Source organism: Haladaptatus sp. W1 (assembly GCF_001723155.1).
GTDB lineage: Archaea > Halobacteriota > Halobacteria > Halobacteriales > Haladaptataceae > Haladaptatus > Haladaptatus paucihalophilus.
In genome coordinates this window covers 1-24,410 of record NZ_MEIH01000399.1, presented here as the reverse complement: position 1 = coordinate 24,410, position 24,410 = coordinate 1, and the positions used below count along the sequence as shown (strand labels likewise).

General features: G+C 63.3%; 26 protein-coding genes. 18 read left to right on the top strand and 8 right to left on the bottom strand.

The window, feature by feature from the left end; translation table 11 throughout:
• A partial coding sequence (locus tag BG842_RS25240; protein WP_139136265.1) for a helicase HerA domain-containing protein occupies positions 1 to 320 on the bottom strand: 320 nt, incomplete at its 3' end.
• A gap of 441 nt (positions 321 to 761) precedes the next feature.
• Here BG842_RS25240 and BG842_RS25235 point away from each other — a divergent pair.
• From BG842_RS25235 to BG842_RS25215, 5 genes are all read left to right on the top strand, one after another.
• Positions 762 to 1,775, top strand: coding sequence for an NAD(P)/FAD-dependent oxidoreductase (locus BG842_RS25235; protein ID WP_069452946.1), 1,014 nt, complete (start codon positions 762 to 764; stop codon positions 1,773 to 1,775).
• A 40-nt stretch (positions 1,776 to 1,815) separates the two neighbouring features.
• Positions 1,816 to 2,169, top strand: a complete 354-nt coding sequence (locus tag BG842_RS30410; RefSeq protein ID WP_069452945.1) for a hypothetical protein — start codon at positions 1,816 to 1,818, stop codon at positions 2,167 to 2,169.
• A gap of 520 nt (positions 2,170 to 2,689) precedes the next feature.
• Positions 2,690 to 3,100 (top strand): DUF4870 domain-containing protein, encoded by a 411-nt coding sequence (locus BG842_RS25225; RefSeq protein ID WP_069452944.1) that lies wholly within the window; start codon positions 2,690 to 2,692, stop codon positions 3,098 to 3,100.
• A 1-nt stretch (position 3,101) separates the two neighbouring features.
• Positions 3,102 to 3,755, top strand: coding sequence for a hypothetical protein (locus BG842_RS25220; protein WP_069452943.1), 654 nt, complete (start codon positions 3,102 to 3,104; stop codon positions 3,753 to 3,755).
• Between the two features lie 116 nt (positions 3,756 to 3,871).
• Complete coding sequence (locus BG842_RS25215) at positions 3,872 to 4,612, top strand: helix-turn-helix domain-containing protein (RefSeq protein ID WP_254663475.1); 741 nt, start codon at positions 3,872 to 3,874, stop codon at positions 4,610 to 4,612.
• Between the two features lie 494 nt (positions 4,613 to 5,106).
• On the opposite strand, the gene BG842_RS25210 is transcribed toward BG842_RS25215, so the two are convergent.
• Positions 5,107 to 5,481 (bottom strand): DUF192 domain-containing protein, encoded by a 375-nt coding sequence (locus BG842_RS25210; RefSeq protein ID WP_069452941.1) that lies wholly within the window; start codon positions 5,479 to 5,481, stop codon positions 5,107 to 5,109.
• A gap of 19 nt (positions 5,482 to 5,500) precedes the next feature.
• The gene (locus BG842_RS25205; RefSeq protein ID WP_069452940.1) at positions 5,501 to 5,719 is read right to left on the bottom strand and encodes a hypothetical protein; all 219 of its coding nucleotides are present in this window, start codon (positions 5,717 to 5,719) and stop codon (positions 5,501 to 5,503) included.
• A gap of 345 nt (positions 5,720 to 6,064) precedes the next feature.
• Here BG842_RS25205 and BG842_RS25200 point away from each other — a divergent pair, with 345 nt between their 5' ends.
• The 5 genes from BG842_RS25200 (at position 6,065) to BG842_RS25185 (ending at position 10,219) form a co-directional block, all read left to right on the top strand.
• Positions 6,065 to 6,445 carry a HalOD1 output domain-containing protein gene (locus BG842_RS25200; RefSeq protein WP_069452939.1) on the top strand — a complete coding sequence of 127 codons (381 nt, stop codon included), beginning with the start codon at positions 6,065 to 6,067 and terminating at the stop codon, positions 6,443 to 6,445.
• Positions 6,446 to 6,482: 37 nt separating this feature from the next.
• The gene (locus BG842_RS30405) at positions 6,483 to 6,623 is read left to right on the top strand and encodes a hypothetical protein (protein WP_175424288.1); all 141 of its coding nucleotides are present in this window, start codon (positions 6,483 to 6,485) and stop codon (positions 6,621 to 6,623) included.
• On the top strand, positions 6,620 to 7,717 hold the full coding sequence (locus BG842_RS25195; protein ID WP_069452938.1) for a tyrosine-type recombinase/integrase: 1,098 nt from the start codon (positions 6,620 to 6,622) through the stop codon (positions 7,715 to 7,717). The genes BG842_RS30405 and BG842_RS25195 overlap by 4 nt, the downstream gene beginning before the upstream one ends.
• 94 nt (positions 7,718 to 7,811) lie before the next feature.
• Positions 7,812 to 9,077, top strand: a complete 1,266-nt coding sequence (locus BG842_RS25190) for a Dyp-type peroxidase domain-containing protein (RefSeq protein WP_069452937.1) — start codon at positions 7,812 to 7,814, stop codon at positions 9,075 to 9,077.
• Positions 9,078 to 9,163: 86 nt separating this feature from the next.
• The gene (locus BG842_RS25185; RefSeq protein ID WP_069452936.1) at positions 9,164 to 10,219 is read left to right on the top strand and encodes an iron transporter; all 1,056 of its coding nucleotides are present in this window, start codon (positions 9,164 to 9,166) and stop codon (positions 10,217 to 10,219) included.
• Here BG842_RS25185 and BG842_RS25180 read toward each other — a convergent pair.
• From BG842_RS25180 to BG842_RS25170, 3 genes are all read right to left on the bottom strand, one after another.
• Positions 10,216 to 11,286: a hypothetical protein gene (locus BG842_RS25180; protein ID WP_254663474.1), complete on the bottom strand. Its 1,071-nt coding sequence runs from the start codon at positions 11,284 to 11,286 to the stop codon at positions 10,216 to 10,218. The two genes, BG842_RS25185 and BG842_RS25180, sit on opposite strands and share 4 nt — an antisense overlap.
• Before the next feature lie 365 nt (positions 11,287 to 11,651).
• A complete protein-coding gene (locus BG842_RS25175) occupies positions 11,652 to 12,638 on the bottom strand; it encodes a transcription initiation factor IIB family protein (RefSeq protein ID WP_069452934.1) in 987 nt (328 codons plus the stop codon).
• Between the two features lie 308 nt (positions 12,639 to 12,946).
• Complete coding sequence (locus tag BG842_RS25170) at positions 12,947 to 13,570, bottom strand: phosphoribosyltransferase (protein ID WP_069452933.1); 624 nt, start codon at positions 13,568 to 13,570, stop codon at positions 12,947 to 12,949.
• Between the two features lie 162 nt (positions 13,571 to 13,732).
• Between BG842_RS25170 and BG842_RS25165 the strand changes: the two genes are divergently transcribed.
• The 8 genes from BG842_RS25165 to BG842_RS25130 all read left to right on the top strand — a co-directional run bounded on the left by BG842_RS25165 (position 13,733) and on the right by BG842_RS25130 (position 22,938).
• Positions 13,733 to 16,297 (top strand): PAS domain S-box protein, encoded by a 2,565-nt coding sequence (locus BG842_RS25165; RefSeq protein ID WP_254663473.1) that lies wholly within the window; start codon positions 13,733 to 13,735, stop codon positions 16,295 to 16,297.
• Positions 16,294 to 16,890: a hypothetical protein gene (locus BG842_RS32300; RefSeq protein WP_069452931.1), complete on the top strand. Its 597-nt coding sequence runs from the start codon at positions 16,294 to 16,296 to the stop codon at positions 16,888 to 16,890. The genes BG842_RS25165 and BG842_RS32300 overlap by 4 nt, the downstream gene beginning before the upstream one ends.
• A gap of 37 nt (positions 16,891 to 16,927) precedes the next feature.
• Positions 16,928 to 17,956 (top strand): zinc-binding dehydrogenase, encoded by a 1,029-nt coding sequence (locus tag BG842_RS25155; protein WP_069452930.1) that lies wholly within the window; start codon positions 16,928 to 16,930, stop codon positions 17,954 to 17,956.
• Positions 17,957 to 17,970: 14 nt separating this feature from the next.
• Positions 17,971 to 18,348, top strand: a complete 378-nt coding sequence (locus BG842_RS25150) for a 6-carboxytetrahydropterin synthase (protein ID WP_069452929.1) — start codon at positions 17,971 to 17,973, stop codon at positions 18,346 to 18,348.
• Complete coding sequence (locus BG842_RS25145; RefSeq protein WP_254663472.1) at positions 18,321 to 19,439, top strand: glycosyltransferase family 4 protein; 1,119 nt, start codon at positions 18,321 to 18,323, stop codon at positions 19,437 to 19,439. Before BG842_RS25150 ends, BG842_RS25145 begins: the two co-directional genes overlap by 28 nt.
• Positions 19,436 to 20,284, top strand: a complete 849-nt coding sequence (locus tag BG842_RS25140; protein WP_069452927.1) for a bifunctional 2-polyprenyl-6-hydroxyphenol methylase/3-demethylubiquinol 3-O-methyltransferase UbiG — start codon at positions 19,436 to 19,438, stop codon at positions 20,282 to 20,284. The genes BG842_RS25145 and BG842_RS25140 overlap by 4 nt, the downstream gene beginning before the upstream one ends.
• 117 nt (positions 20,285 to 20,401) lie before the next feature.
• Positions 20,402 to 21,802, top strand: coding sequence for a PQQ-binding-like beta-propeller repeat protein (locus BG842_RS25135; protein ID WP_069452926.1), 1,401 nt, complete (start codon positions 20,402 to 20,404; stop codon positions 21,800 to 21,802).
• 161 nt (positions 21,803 to 21,963) lie between these two features.
• Entirely contained in the window at positions 21,964 to 22,938 is a 975-nt protein-coding gene (locus BG842_RS25130) for a glycosyl hydrolase (RefSeq protein WP_069452925.1), read from the top strand.
• Positions 22,939 to 22,987: 49 nt separating this feature from the next.
• Here BG842_RS25130 and BG842_RS30400 read toward each other — a convergent pair whose 3' ends face one another.
• Entirely contained in the window at positions 22,988 to 23,149 is a 162-nt protein-coding gene (locus BG842_RS30400; RefSeq protein WP_175424287.1) for a hypothetical protein, read from the bottom strand.
• Between the two features lie 54 nt (positions 23,150 to 23,203).
• Positions 23,204 to 24,410 (bottom strand): NADH-quinone oxidoreductase subunit D (locus BG842_RS25125; protein ID WP_069452924.1); only part of this gene is annotated, 1,207 nt, incomplete at its 5' end.

Genomic DNA, 24,410 nt, shown 5'->3' with positions numbered 1-24,410 from the left:
ACGTTCTGTTCGAGCGCCAGCGACGCGACCTTCTCGGCGTGTTCCGCGCCGACTTGGATGTCACACTCCTCGTCGGCGCCGACGTGGAGGAGTTCGTACTCCTCTTTCAGGCCGTAGTACTCGCCGTCCGCGTCGATGATAGCCACCGGATAACCCGCGTCCAGCAGCTGCTCGACGACGACGGACGCCGTGTTCGACTTCCCGCTCCCCGACTTTCCGGTGACGAACCCGCGTCCTGTCAGGATTTCGACGACCGGAATCGCCACTTCGGTGTCGTCGGCGACGAGATGACCGACCGGCAGTTGTTGTTCGTTGTCCATTCTCTTACATCCCGATTCGACAGAGATTCCTTCAATTTTTGCATCAGGGGTATTTTGCGTCGATGCGGGTCGAAACACCGACGGATGGTCGTGTCTGGTCGCGGTTTCCGGTATAAACGTTCGGATGGTTCGAATTTCGAGTACCGACGGCTCGATTGTACCGTCTCCCACTCGTGTACTATTGTAAACTGTGAAATACTGAATCGTATCTGATTTTACTGAACGACTGCTCTCAATACTGAATACTCTCGTATGGCACTAAAATATACTAGAAGGGACTGAACTCTACTGAAATATACTGGACGTCGAACTGGGAAACGAATAGACGGGCGAGGTAGAGTAGCCTGCACGCCACGCCGTAATCGCTTTGCCGCGTGCGGTCGAACGGTCGGCTAGCATGGCGATTCTAGGCAACCCGACGTTCATCGAGGGGTCCCTGACGTGAAACGCATCGCCGTCGTCGGCGGCGGTGTCGCCGGGTTCGGCGTCGCGCTCGCCGCCGGTGACGACGCGGACGTGACGGTTTTCGAGCGCACCGAGCGCGTCGGTGGCCGCGCCGCGACGCACGAGCGGGCGGGTTGCGTCTACGACGTCGGCGCGAACTACGTCAAAAGCGACGACGAGCGCGTCTCCCGGGTCGTTCGGGAACTCGGGGACGGCTTGGTCGAAACCGACGGTCCCGTCTGGACGTTCGACGCTGACGGCGAGATTTCCGAAGGGCGCGACGAGAAGACGCCGAAGTGGACGTATCGGGACGGCCTCGGGACGCTCGGGAAGCGGTTGTGCGAGGCCAGCGGCGCGACGGTCCGGACCGACACCCGTATCGCCAGTCTTCGCCGTGACGACGCGTGGTACGTCGAGGACGACGACGGCGACGAGTACGGGCCGTGGGACGCGCTCGTGCTCACCCCGCCAGCGCCGATAACGGCGTCCCTCCTCGACCTCGCGGCGTGGGACGACGAGGCGCGTCGGGAACTCCGCGAGCACGTGGGTCACGTGCCCTACCGTCCGATACTCTCCGTCGCGCTGCACTACTCGTTCGACATCGAGCGACCGTACTACGCGCTGGTGAACGCGGACAAAGAACACGAAGTCGGATGGGTGGCGCGCGAATCCTGCAAGCCGGGTCACGTCCCGGACGGCGAGGGTCTGCTCGTCGTGCAGATGGCCCCCGACTGGTCGGCGACCCACTACGATGACGACGATTTCGAGGTCGCCACCGCGGTCGCGGACCGGGCGGCCGACCTCCTCTCCGAACACTCGCTCGCGGCACCGGACTGGTACGACGTGATTCGCTGGCGGGATGCGCTCCCGGACGACGGGGCCGACAGGAACGTGCTTCGGCAGGGAGCCACGGCGGACCTCTTTTTCGCCGGCGATTGGGTGGCTGGAGAGGGTCGAGTCCACCGCGCGCTGGCGAGCGGACTCGAAACGGGTGACGAGATTTCGGACTGACGGCGTTACCCCGCCCAGTTGTCGTGCTCCCGAATCGACGTTGCTTTGTCGTGGTACTCCTCGTAGAGCGATTCCGCCCACGACCGGACTTGGGGGAATCGGTGTCGGCGAAGACGCGGAGGACGCCGGTTTCGTCGTAGCCACCGACGCCCACGCGGTCGTCGAAGATGGCCAGTCCGAATGGCAACTCGTCGTAGATGTACAGGTCGAGTTGTCCGCTCTCGATGGCCGCCTCGGTCGCATCGTGGTGGTCGTCGAGGATTTGGTCGATAACCGGGGGGAGATAGACGATTTCGGTTCGCATGCCGTCGAGGATGCTGTCGCGGATCTCGTCCACGTACATCGGCGCGATGGTGGTCGTATCGAACCCGCGGAGCGTCCCGGAGTCGCGTAACAGAGAGACGAAACGGCGGACCGGCCGGTACGGGTCGCCCGACTCCTGGACCGTGATGGTCGCGTCGGCGAGCAGTTCGACGTCGATGTCGGTTCGGTCGAGGGACGGCAACAGCGCTCCTAACTTCTCCGCGGCGGTAACCGTGTCCTGCAAGTGTTCGACTTCCCGAGCCACGATTCGCCCCAGGGGGGTGAGTTCGTACGTGCCACCGACGCGACGGATGAGCGTTTTATCTGCCAGCTCCCGGACGATTCGATGTGTCGTAGTCCGTGACACGTCGATTTCGTCCTGTAGCTCCGCACGCGTCAGCGACCGGCCAGCCAACGCGTGCAACGTATCCGCTCGCTTGACAGCGGTGACGACGATTTCCGAGTTCCCACTGTCACTCATTGAGTGTCACATGGTCCTTCTCTGATATAGTGTTTCACTCTGCGAACCGCGTTTCGCGTTCCGGGACGGTTCCGTAATGCGGTAGTATTCCGCTCAGTAATTATATCATTCCTGGATTCCATTTTCGTTCATGGCTGTCGAACCAAAAACGACGACCGACGTTACCGAATCGGCCAGTTCGAGTTCCGGAACGGGACTCGACGAAAACATCGCCGGAGCGCTGGCGTACCTGTTTAGTCCCCTGACGGGTATCCTGTTTTTCCTCCTCGAAGGGGAAAACGAGTTCGTCAGGTTCCACGCGGCACAGAGCATCGTCTTCGGCGTCGGCCTGTTCGCGGTGTACGTCGGGATGACCGTCTTCCAGATGATGTTGCTCCTCGTTCCCCGTCTCGGCGGGTTGCTCTCCCTGTTGTTCTCGCTGGCGTATTTCGTCGTCGGCTTCGCCGCCTTCCTGACGTGGCTCTTCCTGCTGTACAAGGCGTACTCGAACGAGCGCTTTGCCCTCCCCGTGTTCGGCAAACTTGCGGCCCGACTCGCGTAACATGCGACGGATAGCACTTCTCATCGTCGTCGCGGTCGTCGTCTCCGCCGGATGTTCCGGTGTTTCGAACCAACTCGACGACTCCGCCCCGGACGGGTCGTCGGGTGGCGACGGCGCGGCGGGAACGACCGTGGATGACGCGTTCCTCCCGTTCGCGTTCGAGCGCCCCGGAACATACACCTACGAAACCTACGAGAAGGACGCCGGGACCGGGACGATAGTCTGGGACGTCCAGTCGGTCGATGGCGAAAACATCACCATGCGCAGTTCGTTCACGCACGACGGGAAGACCGAAGAGCGGACCGCCACGTTCACGCGGGAGGAGGCGCTGGTGCAGGTCGCGTTCCTGCCGGGCGGTGAATACGCCAGCATGACCATGTTCTCACCGTCGATGAACGGCGTGTACGGCAACGACTTCCGCGTCGGCAACACGTGGACGGTCCCATCCTCGAAAGGGACGATGACGTACGAGATAACGGGGACGAAGACGTTCGCCGGTATCGAGTGCTACAACTCGGAGATCAGGGTCAACGGCTCGGTTTTCACCGATGCCTGCTACTCGCCCGACCACGGCACCGCGATGTACGGCGTCATCTACGACGAGGACGGAACGAAAGTCCGAGAGATGAAACTGGTGGACTACGAGCGAAACTAACCCTTCTTCACGGCCTCTCCACCTTCGGTTCACGTTCGTATCGCTGAACGCCACCAGAAGAGCGATAATCCCCCGGTGCACACACCGTTTCTCGAAGGACTCGAAGAAGGTAAACCATGAATTCCTCCCGTCATCGAACAGTCGTGGTGTTGACTGCCTTGCTTCTCGTCGCGACCGTCCCCCTCGGGTTCGTCGTCTCGGCGAGTGCGGGCGAGCCGACGCACCACGCGACACCAGCACAGCCGGTGTCGAACGCCCCGACGCTCGATTCGCCGATTCCCGTCGGTCCCTACGGCCGACCCACGCCGCAAAGCGTCTTCGCGGCGGCGGAGTACGCTGACATCGACGAGGCACCCGGTTCGACCACCGTTCGGAGCTACAGCCGATACGACGGGTCGAATCCCCTCAAAAACTCGACTCGGGCGAAGATATACGACGCTATCGCCGATGAACCCGGACTCTCCCTCTCGGCGCTGAGCGAGCGGACCGAAATCCCCCGCTCGACGGTTCGATACCACGTTCGAATCCTCCAAGAGGAGGGGTTGGTCGAGACGACCACGGTCCGCGGGAAACGTCGCGTGCATCCGGCCGGGGATGAGAACCCCGAGCTAGCCGCCTCGCTCTCGGATGATTCGACGGCGACCCTGCTCGAAACGGTGGCCCGCGACGGTCCCGCGAGCGTCTCCGACCTCGCGGACGCGCTCGACCGAACGCCGGGAACCGTCTCGTATCACTTGGAGCGCCTCGCCGACGACGGACTCGTCGAGCGGGAACGTGCTGGGAACGCGGTCGTCACGACGCTCGCTGACGACGTTGCGGCCGCCATGGATACCGGGAACGCCATCGACGCCGACTGAATCGGTTTTGAAGGACTGGTCAAAACCTCCTTTTAACTGCCGTGACTGGTCGTAGGTGCGGACGGATGCGAGGCACCCGAGAAACGAGACAACCTGACACGCGGACCGTGCCGTCTCCGAGTGACGTGCGTCACTCCCAACCCAGAGACGTTCCCTGCACCGCACCGCGACAGCAGTACCCTGACAACTACCTGTCATTCCCGTGGTAAACGACGGGTGTGCGGGCGACGCGCCCGACACTCGTCTTCGTGCTTCGGCCTTCCCAACCCCTACCCAGACTGCCGTCTCCGTTCCCACGCGCCGAGCGCGGCGTTTCCCACGGTATTTCACTTTCACTCTACTCCGGTGAGCTTTTTGTCTCTCACGTTCGAAACGCGATGCATGAGGCTGATGCGACGGTTCGGCGTGGCCGAAAAATCGGACCGTCCGTACGAGTGCAAGCGGTGTGAAACGGCGTTCTCGGTACAGTATCAAGTGTGTCCCGAGTGCGGCAGTTACTCCGTTGAGCGAGACGAGTGGGACTGACGAACGAACAGTTCGTCGCCCGCTTCTACGTCGTCGGCCACGCCCCTCGAAAACTCGAACACGGTATCCCCCGTTCCGCGGGCCGTCCCCGTCCATTTGGGCAACCGGGCGACGTGCGTCACCCGTCCGTCCGTCGTCCAGACCACATCGAGCGCGAGCGGTGTCAGTACAGTCGACGCTCGATGGTCGCCGACCGAATCGAACTCGAACACCAGCGCGTGGTCGCCGGACGCGGCGAGTCGGACCAGTCCGCCGACCCGCGAACCAAGGCCGGTGACGTATTCGCCCCGTGAAACGAGTCGCCGCTCCGACCCGTCCCGTCGATGAACGACGTGCACGGTCATCGTTCTCGCCGCGTCGATGTCACGTTTTTTGTCCTCGATAGCCGTGACCGAGAAACAGCGTACAGACGTGCAAGGCGAGCAACCCGACGAATATCGGGAGGATGTTTCCACGTACCCCGTTGAGAAGGAGGGGGAGGTAGACCAGCGGAAGCGATACCGACAACCAGAAGCTGACGAGTTGAACGGGTGAGGTGACGAACTGATGACTGACCGTGGAGAGTATTTCGACCAACGACATGATAGATTCTACACCCCTCAATATGAATACTATTGACCGGATAATCGCGTCTAACTGGTGGTTAAGTCGCTCGGTGGGTACGGGCGCGAACCCATCTCTCCCGACGTAACCGAACCCCACGTGCCCCGTTTCGACTCGGTTCCGTCTGACTCCGCCATTATTCGATTCGCTCCGAGAGCGGTGGCTGTGGACCGTAAGACAGCCGATTTCTGCGAACCGTGGTCACGTCTTGCCTTTCTTCCGCTGAGGCGTATGACTGAGATTCGGCATCGTCTGACAATGATTTATGATTTCACGGGGTGTACGTGAGACACAGAGTCCCGTGCCCCACGGGAGGATGTTCCAATGTCCAACTCAGGTAAGCACACGCACCCTGCGGAAACGGCCCCCGCAACGTATCATACGTGCCACGACTGGACCGACTCGAAACAGCTCAGTACGACCGTCATGACGGCCATCGCCGAGGCGATGGACGCCGACCCGACCGAAATCGGTCCGCTATACGACCGGTTCGACCCCGACGCGCTGGACGGGTTGTTCTCCCCGCGCAGCGACGGGGCTCCGCGAACCGGCGGTCGCGTCCGGTTCACCTTCGAGGAGTATCACGTTTTTATTCGGAGCGACGGACACATCACGGTCCGTCCGTTGCCCGACGTCGGCGACGTCATCGACACCCCCGATGTCATCGACGCCTCCGACGCCCCTGACGCCAGCGAAGGGACGTAGATTTTTGTCGCTCCCGCTCCCACGGGACGGTAATGCGATGATTCAGCTACCGATACGGCGGTGTCCGTCCTGTGGCTATCTCGGCCCGGTCGGACGCTTCGTCGACGAGGAATCGAACGTGACGTGTCCCCGATGCGGCAACGAACTCGGGGGAATCTACGACCCTCGACTGGCATGAGCGACATGAAACTCGGCGACGCGATAGCGGAATATCTCATCAGCATCGAGGCGGGCAACTACCGCGCCAACGCCGGGTCCGCACTGAAGGGATGGGAGAACTGGCTGGCCCGCGAGCGCGACGTCACCCATCTCGATTCCGTTGACGTCATCGACTGCCGCCGCTACGCGCGGCATCTCAAGCGACAGGTGCGCGACGGCGAGGTAAAATCGTCCACGGCACACACCTACTACGCCTACGTCCGGGCGTTTCTCGGCTTCTGTGAGGCGGACGAACTCATCTCCCGAAACCCGGCCGCAGTCTCGCGGGCGACGGCCGAACTGCCGGAAGACACTGCCGACGCCGACCGTCAGTTCTGGTCGGCCCGCGACCGCAACGCGATACTCTCGTTCATGGACCGCCGCGTCGAGGAGGCGCTGGACGGTGAGGCCGACGTCTCGCGCGAACGCGCCTACCGCGACCGCGCGCTCGTCCGACTGCTCGCGCTGACCGGCGTCCGCGGCGCGGAGGTGTTTCGCGACCCGGCGGACGACAAGCGGAGCGGCATCGCGTGGGACGACGTGGACATCGAGGGTGGTTCGGTTCGCGTCTTCGGCAAATCGCGCGAGTACGAGTACGCCCAACTGCCGCGGAAGGCGGCGGACGCGCTGGAGCGCTATCATCGGGTGTACGACCCGCCGACACCACGGTTTCCGGTGTTTCCGACCGACCACGCACCCTCGAAGTACCGGGTCGCGCGGGAGGCTTTGGGCGAGGAGTTTTCGGAATCGCGCGTCGAGAAATTACTCGATGAAAACGACATCGACGAGGTGATACGCGACCACGAAATCGTCCTCCCCGCGATATCCACCCGCGGCGCGCGCAACCTGATGAAACGCCTCTGCGAGTCGGCCGGACTCGACATCGACGGCGAGTACCTGAAACCGCACGGCGCGCGGCGTGGACTGGGCCACCAGTTGTATAGCGAAGGACACGCCGAACTAGCCCAGTCGGCGCTCCGCCACGCCTCTATCACGACGACCCACGAGAGTTACTCGAACATCCGCGCCAGCGAGACGGCGGAGCGCGTGGACGACGTGCTGGACGAGGGCTGACTCGCGCCGACGTCTGCCCTGTATCGCGTTTTCTCGACCCTTTTCGACAGGTGTACCAGAACCCCTTTTCTCGCCGACTCGCTAGTGTCGAACGATGAGCGAATCGACGCGAGGAATCCCCCGGCGCGAGTTCATGAAAGCGGCCGTCGCCATCGGCGGGTCGGCGGCGCTGTCGGCCTGTCTCGACCGGGGCGGAATGCCGGACGTATCGAAGGGACCGTCCGACCTCTCGACGCTCCCGGAGCGCCAGCACGCGTGGAATCGGTTTCTCGCCACGGACGACCACGGCAACAACGTGGCCGCCCGTCACAAAATCCTGCTTTTCCTGAACTACCGGGGCGACGGCACGCCGACCGACGCCGAGCGTGAGACGGTCGAACGGTCGCTTCGGAGCCTCGAACGCGCCTACAAGCGCGGCCACGACGGGTTGTTGTTCTCCATCGGCTACTCGCCGTCGTACTTCGAACGGTTCGGCGCGACGGACGTGCTCCCGAAACCCAAGGCGCTCGCGTCGTTCGAGGACCCGAAACTGGACGAACAGGACGCCGTGGTGCAACTCGAAAGCGACCATCCACAGCTCGTCCTCGCGGCCGAGGAGGCGCTCCTCGGAAACCGCGACGAACTGAACGGCGTGGACGTGAGCGGCGTCACGGACGTGTTCGAGAAGGCGGACCGACGGACGGGATTCGTCGGCGACGGTCTCCCCGCCAACCATCAGGACGTGAACGGAATTCCCGACTCGAACCCCGTCCCGGAAGACGCGCCGCTCTACATGGGGTTCAAGTCCGGCTTCAAGAAGAATCAGGCGAGCGAGGACCGAATCACGATTCGGGACGGACCGTTCGCGGGCGGGACCACTCAACACATTTCCAACATCGAACTGCACCTGGACCAGTGGTACGAACAGGACAGCCGCGACCAGCGCGTCGGCAAGATGTTCTGTCCGGTACACGCCGAGAAGGGCAAAGTCGAGGGCGTCGGGAACAACCTCGGCGATTCGAGCGAGATGACGGACGAGTGTATCGACCACGTGGAAGACCACGCCCGAGAGCGCGGCATGGTCGGCCACTCCCAGAAGGCCGCCGGAGCGCGAAAGGACGACTCGCCGGTCATCCTCCGACGGGACTTCGACTCGACGGACGGCGGTAAAGCGGGCCTCCACTTCGTCGCCTTCCAGCGCACCATCGAGGACTTCGAATCGACGCGCACCGCCATGAACGGCGACGACCTCGCCGGGAACTCCTCCGTGGGTCAACGGCTGAACAACGGCATCCTCCAGTACATGACCGTGACTCGACGCGGGAACTTCCTCGTCCCGCCGCGCTCGCTTCGCTCGCTCCCGACGCCGAACCCGAAATAACCGCATCGGCCGACTCGGGTGGCGTTCTCCCCTTTTCGACGGGTGTACCAGAACCCCTTTTCGCGGGGAGTGGTAATTCCGAACCAATGAATCGCCGTAGCGTTTTGCGGACCGCGGGCGTCCTCGGCGTCTCCTCGCTAGCAGGCTGTTCTGGGCTGTTCGAGACACGGACGATGGCACGAGCGCCACCGCTCGTCAAAAATCGGCCGGACGCGGTGTACATCCCGACGCACAAGGAGGGCATGGAGATGGCGGGGATGGCGAAACAGGGTCGATACCGCCTCGCGCTGTTTTACTCCTACCCGCACCGCTTCTGGCTGATGGGCGGCGGGACGGCGAAACAGGAGAAGAAGGTTACCATCAAGGACGCAGACGACCTGCACCTGATGGCGTCCGTCTGGGATTCGAAGACGAAGACGGTGCTCCCAACCGGAAACGTCCAGGCAGAACTGTCGAACGGCGACTGGAGCGACAGGAGGACGCTATGGCCCATGCTCTCACAGAACATGGGTTTTCACTTCGGGGACAATATCGGTCTGAACGGAGAGGGGAAATACACCGCAAAGATACGCGTTTCCGGATTGGACGTCCGCCGGACGGGCGCGCTCGCGGGTCAGTTCGGCGACGGCGCGACGCTCACCACGGAGTTCGAGTTCGAAAAGGACACGGTGGAGCAAATCTCGTACGAAAAGCTCGACGCGAGGAAGGGGCAGAAAGACGCGATTCAGCCGATGGAGATGAACATGCCGATGAGCCACGTTTCCCAAACATCGGACCTTCCGGGCCGACTCGTCGGCGAAGAATCGAGCGGCGACGCGAAGTTCCCGGTTGCGGCGGTCGAAAACTCCGACTTCGCCGAGGACACGTATCTGCTCGTCTCGCCGCGAACGCCGTATCGCCGCTATCCGATTCCGAACATGTCCCTGTCGGCGACGCTGAAGCGGGACGGAGAGACGGTGTTCGACGACGTGCTGAACGCCACCCTCGACCCGGACGTCGGGTTGCACTACGGGGCGAACGTCCCGAGCGTTCGGACGGGAGACGAACTCACGGTTCGGGTGGACTCGCCGCCCATCGTTTCACGTCACGAGGGGTACGAAACCGCGTTCCTGAAGATGCCGAAAATGCGGTTCTCGGTTTAGAAGGCGTCGAGTAGCGGCCAGACGAGGACGGCGATCCACATGACGAGACCGGCCTGTACCAACGTGTTCCAGCGTCCGTCCGTCTCCTGATACGAACCGCCGACCGCGAGCACGCCGACGACGCCCAGAACGGCGAGTCGGTGTAACACGACCGCGATGGGAAGCACGTTGACGCCGATGCTCCGATAGTCGAAGAGGAACCCGAGACCAAGGGCGAGGATGGCGACGGCGAACCAGTCCGTCGATTGCCGTCCGTTCGGAAGGGAAACCGCCGCCAGCGGAAGTCCGAGACCGAGAACGAGGTAGCCCACACCGGCGATTGCCTTTATCGGGACGGACGGGACGGCCGTCTCGACGGCGATGCTCGCGCTGCGCACGAACAGCGGCAGTCCGAAGAGAGAGACGCTGAAGGCGATGCCGCGTCGCACCGTCTCCCTCGTCAGCCGCGAAGCGAGCTCCCGAATCGTATCTTCCATGGAGCCCCTCAGGTTAATCGAGCCGAGGAGTAAGACCGCTATCAACGCCCCTGGCACCGGTCCCATCTCTGTCTTCGGTCGCAGGTCAACGACGGAGACCCACCCGTTGGAGTCGATGATGCCGCCGTTCGCGTACCGTTGGCGGGAAACGCCGTCGACGTACCACTTCCCGTAGTACTGTCCGTCGAGGTGGTACTGTGCTTTCTCGAGCGACCCGACCGTGTGCCGGAGTCGAAACCAGTCGAAGTATTCGTGGTGGGCCTGGATGGCGGTCCACGTTCCGTTCCCCTTCCCGCCTTCGTACAGCCGAAGGTGATAGCGCGAGCCGAAGTACGCGCCGTCGTGGAGTTGGGCCGTCTCCGTCATCCATCCGCCGCGCGGACCCGGCGCTTGGACGTACGTGTACCGAACCGCCCCCGTCGTGTTGTGCCACTCGACAGCGTCTTTGCCGACACCAGCAGTCTCTTCGTCGCTGGCGACGCCCTGCCACTCGTTCGAGTCGTTGTTCCACTGGGCGTCCCGTCGATGTCTGAGTTCGCTCACCACCCTCGATGCGGGTCCCTCGACGACGACGTTGATAGGAAGCGTCAACGAGTCGTATCGTTTGTGGCGGCTCGTGAACGGCCACAGTTTCACCGAACTGTTCGGATTCGGCGAAACGAGCCGAACGTCCCTGGTACGCTTCGGGTGCGGTTCGTCTCTCGGATTCGGGCTGAGGAATCCGGGCTGAACGACGAGGAGACTGAACAGTATGAGAAATATAAGACTGGTAGCAACTCGCCTGTTCAACCCGATGCGAGAGCCGGGCATGGTTGCCCAGAAATTAAAAACAGTGTAAAATTAGTGTATCGGCCATTTCATCACACAAAAACTCTGAATTGTTCAAAAACAGTTCATACTGCGGATGTGAGTCGAGTTCAGGACGGTCGCCGGAAACGAAAGGGAGTCCGGTTCGCTTAGACGGTGACGCCGCCGTCTTGGCTCGCTTCGAGCAGTTCCTGATACCGGTTACGGATGGTGACTTCGCTCACGTTGGCGACGTCACTGACCTCGCTCTGTGTCACCTTCTCGTTGCTGAGCAGGGCTCCGGCGTAGACGGCGGCGGCCGCGAGACCGACCGGCGACTTGCCGCTGTGGACGCCCTGTTCTTTCGCGGTCTTGAGCAGGTCTTTCGCCCGGCGCTCGGACTCGTCGCTGATGTCGAGGTCCGATGCGAACCGCGAGACGTAGCTCAGGGGGTCGGCGGGTTGGATTTCGAGGCCGAGTTCGCGGACGATGTAGCGGTAGGTGCGCTTGAACTCCATCTCGTCGATACGGCTGACGGCGGCCACTTCGTCCAGACTGCGCGGAACGCCGGTCTGGCGCGCGGCGGCGTACACCGCCGAGGTTGCGACGCCCTCGATGGACCGTCCCGGCAGGAGGTCCTCGTCGAGTGCGCGGCGGTAGATGACGCTCGCGGTTTCCCGGACGTTCTTCGGGAGGCCGAGCGCGCTGGCCATGCGGTCGATTTCGCCGAGCGCCTGTTTGAGGTTGCGCTCCTTGCTGTCGCGGGTGCGGAAGCGCTCGTTCCACGTTCGGAGACGCTGCATCTTCTCGCGCTGGCGGGAGCCGAGGGTGTTGCCGTAGGCGTCCTTGTCCTGCCAGCCGATGTTGGTCGACAGCCCTTTGTCGTGCATCATCTTCGTCGTCGGGGCACCGACGCGGCTCTTCTGGTCTTTCTCCTTCGAGTCGAACGCGCGCCATTCGGGACCGCGGTCGACGGAATCTTCTTCGACGACGAGACCGCACTCGGCGCAGACGGTTTCGCCGCGACCTTCGTCGCTGATGACGTTGCCGCCACATTCGGGGCAGACGCCCTCTTCTCGCTCGTCCTCGCTCTCGTGTTCCCGTTCGTGGGCCGATACGCCGGACTCGCTATAGCGTTGTATTTTGGTTGTAGTCATGGGTATGCGTTGGCGGAGGCTCCCAGTAGGGAAAACCCGAAGAATCCCGGAAGCTTAGTTCCTAACTCCTGGTTAGGACGAAAATTACTTAAATGTTTCGTAATCTGGTGCGGTTTTCACCGGACCATATTCGCCGTTAATGACGCTGCTACCGCGCGTTAATCGCTGTTTGAGCTTCAGATAATCTCCGTGTTGTGAATCGAAACCAACAAAATTCTGTCGGTTTATAATATGAGAAACACTTCCACAGCATTTCGGTCCCGTCGTCTGGCTCATGTCGTCTTCGAACGATGCTCCTGTTCCCTATCCTAGTCCTCTAGATACGTTCTCGCCACCTCGTCGGGTACCTGCTCGAACACTCGATAGAACTGCCCGACCGCTCCGAACTGGAACGGCGTTTCGATGCAGAGCACCTCGTCCGCCTCGCCGCGCAACTGCTCGATGGAACTCGGCGACCCGACCGGGACGGCCAGCGTAACGTGGCTCGCACCCTCGTTTTTCACCTGCCTCAAACAGGCGACCGTCGTCGCACCTGTCGCCACGCCGTCGTCCACGATGAGCACCCGTTTCCCCTCGATATCGGGTAGCCGGTCGCCGCCGCGGTACGTCTCCGCCTTCTCGCGGGCCGCTTCGGTCTTGCGCTCTTTCTCCCCTTGGAGGTACGCATCGCCGACGCCGAGTCGGTCGATGAGGTCGTCGTTCAGCCAGACGCTTCCGTCCGCGCCGACGGCCCCGATTGCGAGCTCCGGATTCCCGGGTGCACCCAGTTTCTTTGCGACAACCACGTCGAGCGGGACGTCGAGTGCGTCCGCGACCGGTCGTCCTATCGGTAGCCCGCCGCGCGGAATCGCGAGTACGATGTCCGCGTCTACCCCCTCCCGTGTGACGAGCGACGCGAGTTGTTGCCCCGCGTCAGTTCTGTCGTCGAACATGACTGTCCCCGCTCGGACAGAGGCGACTCCCGCGGATAAAGGTGTGCGCCGCCGAAAAACGCCGAACAATCCTCTTTCTGGACATAACAATTATGACAGCATGCGCCAGTTATAGAACGAACTTGAGAGATGGGTGAGACGCCTCCTATCGTCGTTCTGTACGTGAACGACGACACAGAGATGCTCGACCGTGCGGCGACGTTCCTCGAACGGGAGTCGAAGCAGCTACGACTCCGAACCGCAACCTCGGGCGAGGAGGCGCTTTGCACCCTTCGTGCGGACGATATCCACTGTCTCGTTTCGGAGTACGTCTTGCCCGGAATTGACGGGGTGTCCCTCCTCGAATCGGTTCGGGAGGGGTTTCCGACCCTCCCGTTTATCCTTTTTACCGATGCGGGGAGCGAAACCGTCGCCGGTCGCGCCATTTCAGCTGGCGTCACCGACTACCTCCAAAAGGAAGCATCGACCGAACAGTACGCGGTGTTGGCGGAGCGAATCGAAACCGCCGTCGATTCGACCGATACCGAAGACGCGCTCCAAGAGAGCGAGGAGCGCTATCGAACGGTCGTCGAGGGAGGTCACGACGCGGTGTACATCTATCAGGACGACCACTTCACGTTCGTCAACGAGCGTGCCTGTGAGATGACCGGCTACGGCGCGGACGAACTACGGGGTCTCAACGTCTGGTCGCTCGTCCACTCGGACGACCACGAGCGCGTGCGGACCATCGCCGAAAATCGACTGCGCGGGACGCACGACGTTTCGACCTACGACGCCCGATTCACGACGAAAGACGGGGAGACTCGATACGGGAACTTCTCCGTCCGCGAAACCACCTACGAGGGACGCACGGCGACCATCGGGTCTGTCCGTGACGTGACCGACCGCAAACGGACGGAGGCGCGACTGAAGGCGCTCATCGAGCACTCCCACGACCTCGTGACGCTCGTCGACGACCGGGGGATAATCCGGTACGAAAGTCCCTCCCTCGAACGTCTCGGTTACGACCCCGACGAACTCGTCGGCGAACCGGCCCTCGAATACATTCATCCGGACGACCGCTCGCACGTCGCCGATACGTTCTCCCGAACGCTCGAAAACCCGGAGGTTTCGCCGACCATCACCTATCGCTTTCGGCACGCGGACGGGTCGTGGCGCTATCTCGAAACGGCGGGTGAAAATCACATCGCGACCGTTGATGTGGAGGGAGTGGTGTTGAACTCGCGGGACGTGACCGAACACGTCCGCATGAAGGAAGCGCACGATGACATCCTCGCGCGCATGACCGACGCGTTCCTTGCGCTCGACGACGACTGGCGGTTCACGTTCGTCAACGAGCGGGCGGAAGAGTTGCTCAACCGAACCGCGCCGGAGATCATCGGCGACGTCATCTGGGACGAGTTCCCCGAGGCGGTCGACTCCGCGTTTTACCACGGCTACCGCGATGCCATTCGAACGCAGGAACCGACGACGTTCGAAGCGTACTTCCCGCCGTACGACAGGTGGTACGAAGCGAACGCGTATCCGTCCGCCGACGGCCTGTCGGTGTATCTACGCGACGTAACCGAGCGAAAGAACAGGGAGACGACGCTCGAAGAACTCCACAACGCAACCCGGACGCTCATGCAGGCGCAATCCATCGCCGCCGTGAGCGACATCGCGGTCCGCGTGGCCCGCGACGTACTCGGCCTCCCGGTAACCGCCACCTGGCAGTGCGAGGACGCCACGCCCCGACTCATCGCTCGGACGGCGGAACACCGGACGGCGTACGGCGAGTCGGTCTCGGCTTCCGACCGACGGGCGACGGTGGAAACCTACGAAACCGGTGAGACGGTCATCAGGAAGACTCGTATCGAGGGCGTCGAATCGGAAGCGTTCGTTCCGCTCGGCGCGCGCGGCGCCATCACCTTCGGCGCAGAGCGACTGGACGAGTTCGACATCTACTACGCCCAGTTGCTCGCCGCGAACACCGCCGCCGCCCTCGACCGTGTGGAGCGCGAGGACGAGCGGCGGGAGCATCAATGGGAGTTGGAACGGCAGAACGAGCGGTTGGAGGAGTTCGCAAGCGTCGTCTCGCATGACCTCCGAAACCCGCTGAACGTCGCACAAGGCTATCTCGACATGTATCAGGCGACGGCGGACGAAGACCACCTCTCCCGGATAGAGCGCGCCCACGACCGGATGGTCAACATCGTCGACGACGTGTTGACCCTCGCACGGCAGGGGCGGACGGTGAGCGAGACGAGAGCGGTCTCGGGATTGGCCGTCACCACGAACGCTTGGGGGTCCGTGGAAACCGGCACCGCCACCCTGGACGCGTCGTGGACGGCGACCATCAGCGCCGACGGAAGTCGGCTCCAGCAGTTGCTCGAAAACCCGTTCCGAAACGCGGTCGAACACGGCCAGCCGGACGTGACCGTTCGCGTCGGTACGCTCGACAGTATCGCCGGGGATGGAGGGATGCAACGCGACCGACCGACTAGTACCACGAGCGAAGCGGCGACCGACCGCGGGTTTTTCGTCGAAGACGACGGGCCGGGAATTCCCGAATCGTCGCGTGAGGCTGTGTCCGAGTCTGGCTACTCCACCGGGGAGCAGGGCACCGGACTCGGTTTACCCATCGTTAGACAGATCGCCGAAGCCCACGGTTGGCGGGTTTCGCTCGGCGAGGCGGAAAGCGGCGGCGCACGATTCGAGTTCACGGGCATCGAACTGGCCGACGAATGACGCGTGTTTCACAGGCGACCGTCCTTCGGCACTGGCTCGAACTCGAACAGCGCAAGCCGAACGCGCCGTCCGCGGACCTCGGCGCGCTCTCGGAACGCGAACTGCTCGATCGCCTCCTCCACCTGAAGCCGGGCGTGGCGTCCTTCATCTGGCGCGAGAAACCGATTTCGTGGTATCGGCTGACGCTCTCCCGGCGGTCGTTCGAACGGTTGCGGGTCGCGGACGGTCCGGACGACCTGTCGTGGCGGGCGCTCTCGCCCGACGAAACGATTCTCGGTGCGGCGCGACGAGTCGCGGGTGGGGACCCGGACGCGCTGGCGGCCGAAACCGGCGTGGACATCTCACGAGTCCTCTCATTCCGCGAGAACCCGCCCGATGAACCGCTCGTGGCGGTGGACCGTCGGGACTGTCGTCCGCCCCGCGTCGTGGACGGGAATCACCGAGCGACCGCCCGAGCGCTTCGGCTCGTGGAAATCGGCACGTACGACCCCGTTCGGGTGTATCTCGCCCGCTGTTCGCGCCCCCTCCTTCCCCACGTCCGTCGGCGGACGTGTTCCGTCGTCCGGCGACTTCGCGGCCGTCGGACGTGGTAGCCGAAAAGAATTTCTCGGAATCCGTCGAATAGGTGGTGTGCCATCCGCACAAGCGGTTTATTTCACGGGGGAACGCGAACTCGACGTTCGCACGGAGGGGGTTTCGGAACCGGGCCCGTCGGAAGTGCTCGTTCGGACGGTGGTGTCGGCCATCAGCCCCGGCACCGAACTGCTCGTCTATCGGGGCGAAGCGCCGACCGAACTCGAAGCCGACGCGACCATCGATGCGCTCTCCGGGACGCTCGACTTTCCGCTCCGGTACGGGTACGCGGCGGCGGGGACCGTTATCGAGGTCGGTCGGAACGTCACCGAAGACCTGCTCGGGGAATCGGTGTTCGCGTTTCAGCCACACGCCAGCCACTTCCTCGCCTCGCCCGACGACTTGCTCCGGATTCCGGACGGCTACGCGCCGGAGAAGGCCGTCTTTCTGCCGAACGTCGAGACGGCGGTCAACCTCGTCCTCGACGGGATGCCGAGAGTGGGCGAGCAAGCCGTCGTCTTCGGGCAGGGCGTCGTCGGTCTGTTGACGACGGGACTCCTCGCGGAGTGTCCGCTTTCGGACCTCGTGACGCTCGACTGCTATCCGACGCGACGAGCGCTCTCACGCGAGATGGGGGCCGACCGCTGTTTCGACGCGACGGATGACCCCGTCGAGAGGGTTCAGTCCCACCTCTCCCGACCGGATGCGCCCGACGGGGCGGACGTGAGCTACGAACTCTCGGGCGACCCGTCGGCACTGGACGATGCCGTCGCGGTCACGGGATACGACGGTCGCGTGCTCGTCGGGTCGTGGTACGGCGACAAGCGGGCCGACCTGAACCTCGGCGGCGCGTACCACCGGAGCCGAATCGACATCTCCAGTACGCAGGTGAGCACCCTCGACCCCGAACTGCGCGGACGCTGGGACATGGACCGCCGTTTGAGCGTGGCGTGGCGACGCCTCGCCGACCTCGACGTGGACTGCCTCGTCACCCATCGATTCCCGGTCGAGGCGGCCGCCGACGGCTACCGACTGCTGGACGAACACCCGGACGACGCGGTGGCCGTCCTCCTGACCTACCAGTAACCATCCACGAAATCATGTACGAAGTATGCGTTTCACGGACGTTCGTCGCACAGCACTTCCTGACGGTTCCGAACCCCGGCCCGGAAGGAGAACTCCACTCGCACCGATACGGCGTCGAACTCCGGCTCCGGGGCGAATCGCTGAACGAGTTCGGCTATCTCGTCGATATCGACGACGTTCGGGCGGCGCTGGACGAAACCGTCGCCCGGTACCGCGACGAGACGCTGAACGACCTCCCCGAGCTCGAGGGGCAGAATCCCAGCGTCGAACGGTTCGCGCGGGAGTTCGCCGCCCGTGTTTCAGCCGCGTTCGATGCACCCGAAGTGACGGAACTGACCGTCAGGCTGCACGAGGGCGACGACGCGTGGGCCGCCTTCGAACGGTCGATGTGATGCGGCTCGGAGTCGTCGTCTACAGGTCGCTGGCGGAGCAGTCCGGCGGGTTTCGCTACGACCGAAAACTGGTCGAAGGACTCGAAAATCGCGGTCACGAGGTCCGCGTCGTCGCCCTTCCGTGGCAGAGCTATCGGAGAGCGTTGTCGCACAACGTTTCGACCGATCTCCGCTCGCGGCTTTCGGGATTCGACGCCGTCCTCGAAGATCACTTGTGCCATCCGTCGCTGCTCCGGGCGAACCGCGCGCTGGATACGCCGGTCGTATCGGTAGTCCACCACCTTCGGTCCAGCGAGCCGCGGTCGGAGTGGAAAAACGCGCTCTACCGCGCGGTCGAACGCCGATACTTCCGCGGCGTCGATGCGGCGGTCTGCAACAGCGAGACGACGCGCCGAACCGTGAGACGGCTCCGCCGTCTTCCGACGACGGTGGCACGTCCCGCTGGCGACCGGTTCGAAGCGGCGTCGGAGTCGTCGGCGTCTCCTGTCTCGGCGGCGACGCGAACGGAACGCACATTCGACGGACCGCTTCGGCTCGTCTTCCTCGGCAACCTCATCGAGCGGAAGGGTCTCCACGTGTTGCTTTCCGCGCTCTCGACCGTCTCGGGCGACTGGACGCTGACGGTCATCGGCGCGCCGACCGACGCCGACTACGCGGCGCGCGTTCGTCACCTCCGGGACCGCTACGAACTCGCGGAGTCCGTTCGGTTCACGGGACGGCTCCCGGACGAGGCGGTCGCGGACCACCTCTCCCGGGACCACGTTCTCGCGGTGCCGTCGCTCTACGAGGGGTTGGGACTGGTCTATCTCGAAGGCATGGCGTTCGGCGTCCCCGCGATTGCGACGACGGCGGGCGGCGCGGAGGAAATCGTCTCGGACGGCGACACCGGCTTTCTGCTCCCGCCGGACGACGCCGACGCCATCGCCGACGCTGTTCGAACCCTTCGGGATGACCGCGCCCTGCTCCGACGAATGAGCGACGCCGCGCGGGAGCGCTATTCCGCTCAGCCGTCGTGGGAGGAGACGACGGCCACCGTGGAGCGATTTCTCGACGACGTGACCGACCGGGGGAGGGTTGCCGCCGAACCATGAGCTTTCAGGCGTACCTCGACGCGAAGCGGACTGTGGACGACCGCGCGCTGAACCGTCGGGTTCTCGCGCGATTCAGCGACGAACTCCCCGAGTCGGCCCGTATCATCGAAATCGGGGCCGGAATCGGCGCGATGATAGAGCGACTGAACTCGTGGGACTGTCTGCCCCCTCGCGTCCACTACACCGCCCTCGACATCGACCCGGAAAACGTTCGGACCGCGCGCGAGCGGTTGCTGTCCCGCGGGTTCGAATCGCACGGCGACGACGTGCGGTTCACCGACGGTTCCCGTCGGCTCACCGTTGCCTTCGAAGTCGCCGACGCGACAACGTTCGCGGGTGCAACCGACCGACGGTGGGACGCCCTCGTCGGGCACGCCGTCGCCGACCTGTTCAACCTCGATTCCGCACTCCCCGCGTTCCGGTCCCTGCTCGAACCGGACGGCCTCTGTTACTTCCCGATAACGTTCGACGGCGGGACGACCTTCGACCCGCCGCATCCGCTCGACGAACGCGTCGAACGGTCGTATCACCGAAACATGGGGGGTGGCGAGGGAGGGGCGCGGGCCGGGCGGCGACTCCTGTCGGCGTTGCGCGGAAGGGAATTCGAACTCCTCGCGGCGGGGAGTTCCGACTGGTTGGTGTATCCCCGCGACGGGTCGTATCCCGCGGACGAGGCGCAATTTCTCCGCGATATCCTCGACATCGTGGACGGCGTCCTCGCCGACGATACCGCCATCGATTCGGACGCGTTCGCCGACTGGTCACGGACGCGCCACCGGCAGGTCGAGGCGGGCGAACTCACGTACATTGCTCACCAGTTCGACGTGTTGGGTCGTCGGGAGTGACTACTTCATCGAACGGCAGGCGGTCCGTATTCGGGGTTCATCCGACGAAAAATCAGGAGCACGACAATGGTCGACGAAACACAAAATACTCAAACAGTTCGTGGACATGACTACGTTATGGACTGGACGGACCGACTCCCGCCACGGGATTGGCTCACGCGCGGGGTCGTCTTATTGCTGGTCGTCGCTCTGTTGACCCCCTCCGTGGTCTCCGCGATAACGTACGACCGAGAAGCATCGAATCTCAAACCCGGAACCATCGAACAGCCCGCCAACGGGACGACGATTATCAGCGTTCAAGGCTACCACTTCCAAGGTCAAGGAAACAAGAAAAAGCCCGCGCGCCTCGTCGCCGTCGGCCCGAAAGGCGGCGTGAAATGGGTGTACAACGGCTCGAAGGAGGGCGCGACGTGGTTCTACGACGTCGACCCGCTTCCGAATGGAAACCTACTCGTCGTCTCGACGCAGCGCGGCGGCACCCTCGTCTACGAGATGAACCCGAAGACGAAGGAGAAAGTCTGGAAGAAGTTCCTCCCGATTCACGACACCCACGACATCGACCTCATCAACAACGGGACGCAGTTGCTCGTCGGCAACATGCGTAACTACAACGAGACGACCGGGAAGAACGACGACCGGGTGTACGTCTACGACCTCGAAACGGACGAAATCGTCTGGCAGTGGCACCTGCGTAACTACTACGACAAGGGTGCTGGCGGCGATTACACGGACGACTGGACGCACCTGAACAACGTCCAGAAAATCGCCGACGGGAAGTACGCGCTCGACCCGCGGAACATGGACGAGGTGATAATCGTCGACCGGAACACGGGCGAGGTCACGACGAAACTCGGCGAGGACGACAACCACGACATCCTCAACGAACAGCACAACCCCGACTACCTCGAAAGCGAATCGGGCAAACCGACCTTCCTCGTCGCCGACTCCGAGAACAACCGCATCGTCGAGTACGAGAAGAACGGCAACGACTGGAAGCGGACGTGGGAACTCGGGTCCACCGATACCCTCAACTGGCCCCGTGACGCCGACCGCCTGCCGAACGGCAACACGCTCGTCGTGGACTCCTCGGACCACCGCGTCATCGAAGTGACCCCCGAGGGGAATATCGTCTGGGAGTTCTACTCGCCGTGGCTGCCGTACGACGCAGAACGCATCGGCACCGGCGACGAATCCAACGGCCCGACCATCGCCGACCAGAACGCCCAAGGGCAGTACGCCATCACCGGCAGCGCGAACCTCGACCCCGGAACGGGCAAGAGCCTCAGGATGTCTGTCTTCCTCTCGAACGCCTTTGCGGGAACGTCGATGCAGGACACCATGCGCCACTACGGCGCGCGCTGGGACCAAGTGACGCCGTTCATCCGCCCCATCTGGATGAGCGAGTACGCCTTCATCACCGCCATCTTCGCCATCCTCCTCCTCATCTGCTGGCTCATCGGCGAACTGGTGTACCAGCGACGGCGGATTTACAACGGCGTGAAGTACCGATTGGGCTAAACTTCGCCCGTCGAATCCCCGTCCGATAAGTGAGGGGAATCCCGTTTCACTCCGTGGTTCGGTACATCGGCGCTCGCTCGGATGAACCGCGAACGTGAAATATGTTCTACAAAAATGTAGTGCAGATAGCACTTAAGCCGCCCCCAATCGATTTCGTTCACATGCTCATCGCTGGAAGCGACGACGGAGTATATCGAATTTCGGGCCTTCGCGAATCGGGGAGAACGACGGCCGAAAAGCTACTCGACGCCGAGAAAGCGTTTCGAGTCGAGCAGTTCGATGGACCGGACGGGCTGTTCGTGGCCGCGAAGTCGGGGTTATACTATTCGCCTGACAGGGACGAGTGGACGACCCTCCCCGTCCCGGACGAGGAGGTGTACAGCGTCACTGTCGCCCCGTCGAGCGGGCGACTGTACGCCGGTACGCGGCCCGCCCGCCTGTTCGTCGCCGACTTTGGTTCGGGCGTTCCGTCCGACGCGGAGGCGTGGGCGGAAGTCGTCGGCTTTCGGGAGTTACGTGACCGAATCGACTGGGGGTTGGACCGCCACGACGGTCTCGCGCAGATTCGAAGCCTCCGTACGCACCCCGACGCGCCGGAACGACTCGTCGCGGGCGTCGAAGTCGGCGGCGTTCACGTGAGCGACGACGGCGGGGAGAACTGGCAGTCGCGGTGCATCGACTGCGACGCGTCGCACACGGACGACATCCACCACCTCGTCCTCGAAGACGAGGGAACCATCGTCGCCTCGACCGGAAGCGGCCTGTACCGTTCTACCGACGTCGGCAGGACGTGGACGCGATTGGACGGCGACCACGACCATCGGTATTTCCGCGGCGCGTTCGTCCACGACGGTACGGTCTACGCCGGTGGCGCACCCGCGTCCTCCTCGTCGTGGGAAGAGGGAAACCACGCGCTGTTCGCGTCTCACGACGGGAAATCGATCGAACGGATTTCCTTTCCGACGTCCGACGAGGTGGCAATCGGATGGTGTGCGGTCGATGGCGACGTTCTGACAGCGACCCACCGCGGGACGCTGTTCCGGCATGGCTCCGGAGACTGGGAGACGGTCGGGTCGGTTCCGACCCCCGGACGTGTGCGGGGACGGTACATGCCGCTGACGTGGTACGAGCCCTGACGATTGCGATAAAAGAGGCGGTTGTCCGTGGTTCGGCCTCCGAACGCGGTTATTCGGTGGCCGTTTCGAAGTCGAGTTCGGTCTCTTCCACGTCGTCGTCGAGCATCTGCGGTTTGCCGAGCGGGAGCGAACCGAAGAGGGCGTAGTGGACGGCGAAGGCGACGCCGACGAGCGCGACGAGCAGGGTCAGGGTACGTTTGACACTTGCCATATTCGGGACGATGAGCGCGAAAAGAAAGAGTGCTTCGGTGTGCCTTCGGGTAGCCTACCGGTCCACCTCTCCCAACACGATATCGAGACTCCCGAGTGACGCAATTAGGTCCGGCACCAACTCGCCTTCCGACATCTCCGGCAGGGCCGAGAGGTTGTGGAAACACGGGCTTCGAATCTTGAACCGCGCGGGGCTGTCGGTGTTGTCCGAGCGGATGTAGACGCCGAGTTCGCCCTTCGCGCCTTCCACCGCGCGGTACGTCTCCGCGTCCATCGGCGGTTTGAGCGTCCGGGGGACGTTCGACTGCAGGGTGCGCTCCTCCTCGGGCCAGTCGTCGAGCAGTTCGACGCACTGCTCGACGATTCTGGCCGACTGCTCGACCTCCCGGAGTCGGACGAGGACACGAGCGTAGTTGTCACAGCCGTCCTCGGTTACGACGTCCCAGTCGAGTTGGTCGTAGTAACCGTAGGGGTCGTCGCGGCGCAGGTCGTAGTCGATGCCCGACCCGCGGGCGACCGGTCCGGTGACGCCGTACTGTTTCGCCACGTCGGGTTCGAGGATGCCGGTATCGACGCAACGGAGTTGGAATATCTCGTTGCTCGTGAGGAGGTCGTGATACTCCTCCATCGTCGCCGGGAGGCCGTCGATGAAATCGAGCGTCTTGTCGAAGAACTCCCGCCGCGGCTCCGGAACGTCCCAGATGACCCCGCCGAGGCGGAAGTAGTTGTACATCATGCGCTGGCCGGTCAGGTCCTCCAGGATGTTCTGGACGATTTCGCGGTCCCGGAACGCGTACTGGAAGATGGCGGTGAAGTCGCCGTACACGTCGAGCGCGAAGGTCCCGAGCGCGAGGAAGTGGCCGGTCATGCGCGAGAGTTCGACGCCGAGCGTCCGGAGGATTTGAGCGTACTCCGGCACGTCGATGTCCGCGAGGTCCTCGGCCGCCCGCGCGTACGCCCACTCGTTGGTCATGTTCGCGGTGTAATCCCAGCGGTCGGGGTACGGCATGATTTCGTGCCGGTATTTTCCCGATTGCGCCATCTGCTCCTCGCAGCGGTGGAGGTAGCCGATGTCGGGGCGAACGTCCAGCACCTGCTCGCCGTCGAGGACGGTTTCGATGTGGAGGACGCCGTGGGTCGCCGGGTGGTGCGGCCCGATGTTGAGAAACATCGTGTCGGCGTTGTCCGCGTACTCGTCGTGTTTTATCGGGTTTCTGTGGGCCTCCAGCGTGACGATTTGCGGACGGTCCTGGTCGTAGTCG

Coding starts and splice junctions, on each gene's coding strand:
- BG842_RS25225 (WP_069452944.1), top strand. CDS start 2,690: ATGGCTGTCGAACCAAAAACGACGACCGACGTTACCGAATCGGCCAGT.
- BG842_RS25220 (WP_069452943.1), top strand. CDS start 3,102: ATGCGACGGATAGCACTTCTCATCGTCGTCGCGGTCGTCGTCTCCGCC.
- BG842_RS25215 (WP_254663475.1), top strand. CDS start 3,872: ATGAATTCCTCCCGTCATCGAACAGTCGTGGTGTTGACTGCCTTGCTT.
- BG842_RS25210 (WP_069452941.1), bottom strand. CDS start 5,481: ATGACCGTGCACGTCGTTCATCGACGGGACGGGTCGGAGCGGCGACTC.
- BG842_RS25205 (WP_069452940.1), bottom strand. CDS start 5,719: ATGTCGTTGGTCGAAATACTCTCCACGGTCAGTCATCAGTTCGTCACC.
- BG842_RS25200 (WP_069452939.1), top strand. CDS start 6,065: ATGTCCAACTCAGGTAAGCACACGCACCCTGCGGAAACGGCCCCCGCA.
- BG842_RS30405 (WP_175424288.1), top strand. CDS start 6,483: ATGATTCAGCTACCGATACGGCGGTGTCCGTCCTGTGGCTATCTCGGC.
- BG842_RS25195 (WP_069452938.1), top strand. CDS start 6,620: ATGAGCGACATGAAACTCGGCGACGCGATAGCGGAATATCTCATCAGC.
- BG842_RS25190 (WP_069452937.1), top strand. CDS start 7,812: ATGAGCGAATCGACGCGAGGAATCCCCCGGCGCGAGTTCATGAAAGCG.
- BG842_RS25185 (WP_069452936.1), top strand. CDS start 9,164: ATGAATCGCCGTAGCGTTTTGCGGACCGCGGGCGTCCTCGGCGTCTCC.
- BG842_RS25175 (WP_069452934.1), bottom strand. CDS start 12,638: ATGACTACAACCAAAATACAACGCTATAGCGAGTCCGGCGTATCGGCC.
- BG842_RS25170 (WP_069452933.1), bottom strand. CDS start 13,570: ATGTTCGACGACAGAACTGACGCGGGGCAACAACTCGCGTCGCTCGTC.
- BG842_RS32300 (WP_069452931.1), top strand. CDS start 16,294: ATGACGCGTGTTTCACAGGCGACCGTCCTTCGGCACTGGCTCGAACTC.
- BG842_RS25150 (WP_069452929.1), top strand. CDS start 17,971: ATGTACGAAGTATGCGTTTCACGGACGTTCGTCGCACAGCACTTCCTG.
- BG842_RS25140 (WP_069452927.1), top strand. CDS start 19,436: ATGAGCTTTCAGGCGTACCTCGACGCGAAGCGGACTGTGGACGACCGC.
- BG842_RS25135 (WP_069452926.1), top strand. CDS start 20,402: ATGGACTGGACGGACCGACTCCCGCCACGGGATTGGCTCACGCGCGGG.
- BG842_RS25130 (WP_069452925.1), top strand. CDS start 21,964: ATGCTCATCGCTGGAAGCGACGACGGAGTATATCGAATTTCGGGCCTT.
- BG842_RS30400 (WP_175424287.1), bottom strand. CDS start 23,149: ATGGCAAGTGTCAAACGTACCCTGACCCTGCTCGTCGCGCTCGTCGGC.